1 protein-coding gene is annotated in these 1,911 nt (G+C 73.4%); it reads left to right on the top strand.

The window, feature by feature from the left end:
* Positions 1-105 precede the first annotated feature (105 nt).
* Positions 106-1,725, top strand: coding sequence for an HNH endonuclease signature motif containing protein (locus EUA98_RS19480; RefSeq protein ID WP_165372930.1), 1,620 nt, complete (start codon positions 106-108; stop codon positions 1,723-1,725).
* Positions 1,726-1,911 lie beyond the last annotated feature (186 nt).

Here is a 1,911-nt window from a genome sequence, read left to right as displayed (position 1 = left end):
GTGGCGCTTATCCCCGCATTTTGGTATCTCCACACGCTCATCATATCCACGCTAAGCGACACACTACACATGTTCGAGACCGGGTGGGTCGTAGAGCCTGAGGCGGTGCCTGAGGCGGCGTGGGAGCGCGTGCCCGTGCCGGCGGCGGAGCTGGTGGCGTGGTGGGACGAGGTGGATGCGCGTCAGGGGGCGGTCGTGTGTTCGCCGGGGTATCTCGAGGTGGCCGCGGAGCGACTGGATGATTTTGCGCTGGTGGAGCTGATCGCGGAGCTGGAGCGGGAGGCGTCGGGGGCGCGGGCGCGGCAGCTGGTGGCGGTGGAGGTGTTGTCGCGGCGGGCGTCGATGAACCCGTCCTGGCCGGTCCGGGTGGGGCACCCGAATGTGACCGGGGAAGAGGTGGCGGCGCGGTTGGGGTCGTCGCGCGCGGCGGGTCGGGAGCTGGTGACCACGGCGCGGTTGTTCGCGGGTCCGCTGCTGGCGACGGCGGCGGCGTTGGAGGCGGGCGAGATCGACTGGGGCAAGGCGCGCATCTTCGCGTCGGTGCTGGGGACTGTGGCGGTCGAGGTTGCGGTGGATGTCCAGGATCGCGTGCTGCCGACGGCGGGTGCGCGGACGCATGGGCAGCTGCGCCGGGATCTCGCGCGGGCGTTGATCGTGGTGGATCCGGTCGACGCGGAGCAGCGGGCGGTGCGGGCGGTCGATACCCGCCGGGTCTGCCGGCCCCGGGTGCTGGCGGATGGGATGGCGGGTCTGTGGGCGGTGGTGCCAGGAGCGGTGGCGGCCGGGATCGACGCGGCCTTGACCGCGGCGGCGCGGGCAGGGCGGAACGCGGGAGATCCGCGGACGAGTGATCAGCTGCGTGCCGATGCGTTCGCGGGGGCCCTGCTGGGCTGCGGCGTGGGCGTGGGTGCCGGGGCGAGGACCTGCGCGGGCACGCCGGGCACGCCGGGCACGACGACGCCGGGCGCGACGAAGCCGGGCGCGACGACGTGCTGTGCGTCGACCGCCCCGGGCGCGACGATGCCGGGCACCGCGACGCCGGGCGCGACGACGTGCTGTGCGTCGACCGCCCCGGGCGCGACAGGTGGGCCGACGGCGACAGGGTGCACGGCGGGTGCGGCGTTCGGGTTGCCCTGGTCGGCCCTTGCCCCGGGGGTCGGCGGCGTCGACGGGGTCGACGCGGCAAGTGGTGTGGGCGGTGGCATCCGGGTGGATGTGACGGTGGCGCTCTCCACGTTGCTGGGGGTGGACGAGCTGCCGGGGGAGCTGGCGGGGTTCGGACCGATCACGGCGCAGACCGCGCGACGACTGGCGGCGGCGGGGACCTGGCGGCGCTTGGTCACGGATCCGCTGTCCGGGACGGTGCTGGATGTGGGCAAGAGGCGATATCGCCCACCGAAGGATCTCGCCGAGATCGTCCGGGCTCGGGATCGGCGGTGCTTGTCGCCGGTGTGTGCGATCGACGCGAGCTGCTGTGACCTGGACCATCGCGTGCCGTACGCGGCCGACGGCACGGGCGGTGCCACGTCGGCGGAGAACTTGGGGTCGTTGTGCCGACGCGATCACTTGATCAAGACCCATGCCGGCTGGCGGATTGCCCGCGATCCGGAGCGGGCCGGCGGGCATTTGTGGACCACCCCGACCGGGCACGAGTACCCGACGCAGCCGGACCCGCTACCGGGCCACGAGCTGCCGCTGGGCTGGGATGCCCCACCCCCGTTCTGACCCCGAGCCGCGCCGGTTCGGCGGCTGCGCTGGCTTGACCCGCGCTGCGCTCACCTCGTCTTGGGTCAGGTGGGGTCGGCGACGAGGTGGGTGCGGGCGGTGTGGACGGTGAGGGGGGTGCTGGTGGTGCGGGTCTGGGCGGTGCCGGTGATGGGGAGCCAGGTGGTGTGTCCGGCGACGAGGAAT

Origin of the sequence: Pengzhenrongella frigida (genome assembly GCF_004168625.1) — a bacterium.
GTDB classification, from domain to species: domain Bacteria; phylum Actinomycetota; class Actinomycetes; order Actinomycetales; family Cellulomonadaceae; genus Pengzhenrongella; species Pengzhenrongella frigida.
Note: the sequence above shows the minus strand (reverse complement) of the source record. Positions and strands in the feature narration are given on the sequence as shown.